This is a genomic window from Zooshikella ganghwensis DSM 15267 (assembly GCF_000428585.1).
GTDB lineage: Bacteria > Pseudomonadota > Gammaproteobacteria > Pseudomonadales > Zooshikellaceae > Zooshikella > Zooshikella ganghwensis.
The window spans coordinates 1-1,926 of the sequence record NZ_AUAF01000328.1 but is presented as its reverse complement, the minus strand read 5'-3'; the positions used below and the strand labels follow the sequence as shown (position 1 = coordinate 1,926).

Genomic DNA, 1,926 nt, shown 5'->3' with positions numbered 1-1,926 from the left:
GATACCACACACTTAAGCTTAAACGGTGGTATTTTACTCAGGTGGGTCAAAATTCGATTGCTGCTAGTGGGTCAGTTTTACATTGCTGCTGACAGCACTATTCATGTTTCTTTCCATTAATGGGGCATGATTTATTAGTAGAAGCGCTAAATATACTACCCAGCAAAATTCTACGTTTTGCAAATGACATATATAATTTATCAAATACACAGTTAAACACAGGCCAGCCTGTAAAATTTACTAGCCATCCTAAACCAATTAAATTGTAAACAGCACGGGTAACTTCCATTCCTCTGAGCGTTTCACCGCTAGCCCACTGGGCATGAAGTACTTTGTTGACCTCATCATTGTTCAGCCCATAATCATTAGCATTAAATGAAGCTTCACTGATATCAACAAATGATAAAAATTTCTTGTCATTGTGCTGACGCAGCCAAGCAATCTCTCTCATACAAAATGGGCATGCTCCATCATAAAAGAGGGTTAGAGGTATAGACTGATCCATAATTAACCTCGCAAACTAATTGGTTATTATCAAAATAACACATTTTCTAATAAATGCTATTAACCTTATTAGTTGTGCTGTTTTTCATTTTATGATTAAAAATTGCTGTCTCCCTCTTATCCTGCCGATGCTTATACACCCAGTTCACGATGACGGTAATTAAGGTAAGAATTACTCCGATAATGACGCCCCAATCTCTCACGGTAAAACCCGCTATGATAGTAAACGTACTCGCTGCATAGGGCGCATTGGAAATCATTTTTTCGGTAATCATCGGAGTAACCATTTGTTTATCGTTGGCGCGCAACACCCTTCATCTTTTCCATGGTCCGAATACCTCCTAATCCCAGTAGAGTTAAGACCAAAGTAATCAGCTGGCTGGTATCAATCGTAGGAAGCATTTCCACCACATCGGGACGATTAGCAAGGGATAATGCAATTATTATTAAGTCTCTTAACACCCAGGCATACGTCAGTAAGCCGACACATAACCAGCCTAAACCAGGACGCCAACCCGATACAAAAATGGATGGATGTTTGGCTTCTTCTAACGTGGTTAAGGCTTGGAGGATATGCGGCTGGTTGAGTGTTTCTAAGGTTTTATTATGGGCTTTTAACCGTTCTTCATCGCTGGTAAATAAATCATCTAATCCATTCATGATGGAACCAGCGATATCAGGAATTAATTTATTAATACTCATCGTTGACTAATTCCTTCTGACTAACAGCTTTCCACCAAGTCTTCACATCAAAGTTCGGACAGGTTTTATGGGGATCTAAGTCGCGATGCCCACAAACCTCAGCATTCGGGTATTTCGCTTTCCACTCTTGTAATACCCGTTTCAAGCTTTGCATCTGCGCATCCGTAAACTGATCACGACCAATTAAGCACACACCCAAGCTTGTCGAGTTATAGCCTTTTACATGAGCACCTTCCCAGTAATCAGGACGGCCCTGCTCAATAACCCCATTGCGTCGTATAACACGGTGATAACCGATTCCAGCCCATTTCCGTTGAATGTGCCATTGATGAATATCTTCAGCGGTTACATCTCTATCGTTTGGTGTGTCCGCACAATGGACAACCAGTTGAGTAATCTTCATGGTGAATTCCTTTCTTACAGGCATAAAAAAAGCCCACCTGAGTGAGCTTTAAGAACATAATTAGAAGTACAGTGAATTGTCTAAAAAAGAGGCAAAAACAAGAAACCCCGCCATGTAGGCAGGGTTATCCAACTATAGAAATAAGGGTATAAAATTAGTAATCAAGTGTCAATTTGTTGGGGATAGGGATTTGTGACTTATTGGTTTTAAATAACAGTATAATTACGCGATGCTCGACTTTTATTAGTTTGAAATGACAACCCCTGACCCCAACCTTTGTTTTGCCGAAACAAATTCAAAGGGACAGGGGATGTCAG

General features: G+C 40.4%; 4 protein-coding genes. All 4 read right to left on the bottom strand.

Features of this window, described 5'->3' with window-relative positions; translation table 11 throughout:
* Window positions 1-97 precede the first annotated feature (97 nt).
* Genes F607_RS32145 through F607_RS0126575 form a run of 4 tightly spaced genes read right to left on the bottom strand, consistent with a single transcriptional unit; the run spans window position 98 to window position 1,609 of the window.
* The gene (locus tag F607_RS32145) at window positions 98-505 is read right to left on the bottom strand and encodes a thiol-disulfide oxidoreductase DCC family protein (protein WP_051311876.1); all 408 of its coding nucleotides are present in this window, start codon (window positions 503-505) and stop codon (window positions 98-100) included.
* Between the two features lie 46 nt (window positions 506-551).
* Window positions 552-779, bottom strand: a complete 228-nt coding sequence (locus F607_RS32140; protein ID WP_157365623.1) for an HP1 family phage holin — start codon at window positions 777-779, stop codon at window positions 552-554.
* A 16-nt stretch (window positions 780-795) separates the two neighbouring features.
* Window positions 796-1,206 carry a 3TM-type holin gene (locus F607_RS0126580; RefSeq protein WP_027710413.1) on the bottom strand — a complete coding sequence of 137 codons (411 nt, stop codon included), beginning with the start codon at window positions 1,204-1,206 and terminating at the stop codon, window positions 796-798.
* Window positions 1,196-1,609: an N-acetylmuramoyl-L-alanine amidase gene (locus tag F607_RS0126575; RefSeq protein ID WP_027710412.1), complete on the bottom strand. Its 414-nt coding sequence runs from the start codon at window positions 1,607-1,609 to the stop codon at window positions 1,196-1,198. Before F607_RS0126575 ends, F607_RS0126580 begins: the two co-directional genes overlap by 11 nt.
* Window positions 1,610-1,926: the final 317 nt, after the last annotated feature.

Bases quoted from the DNA above. Each gene is read 5' to 3' on its own strand.
- F607_RS32145 (WP_051311876.1), bottom strand. From the start codon at position 505: ATGGATCAGTCTATACCTCTAACCCTCTTTTATGATGGAGCATGCCCA.
- F607_RS32140 (WP_157365623.1), bottom strand. From the start codon at position 779: ATGATTACCGAAAAAATGATTTCCAATGCGCCCTATGCAGCGAGTACG.
- F607_RS0126580 (WP_027710413.1), bottom strand. From the start codon at position 1,206: ATGAGTATTAATAAATTAATTCCTGATATCGCTGGTTCCATCATGAAT.
- F607_RS0126575 (WP_027710412.1), bottom strand. From the start codon at position 1,609: ATGAAGATTACTCAACTGGTTGTCCATTGTGCGGACACACCAAACGAT.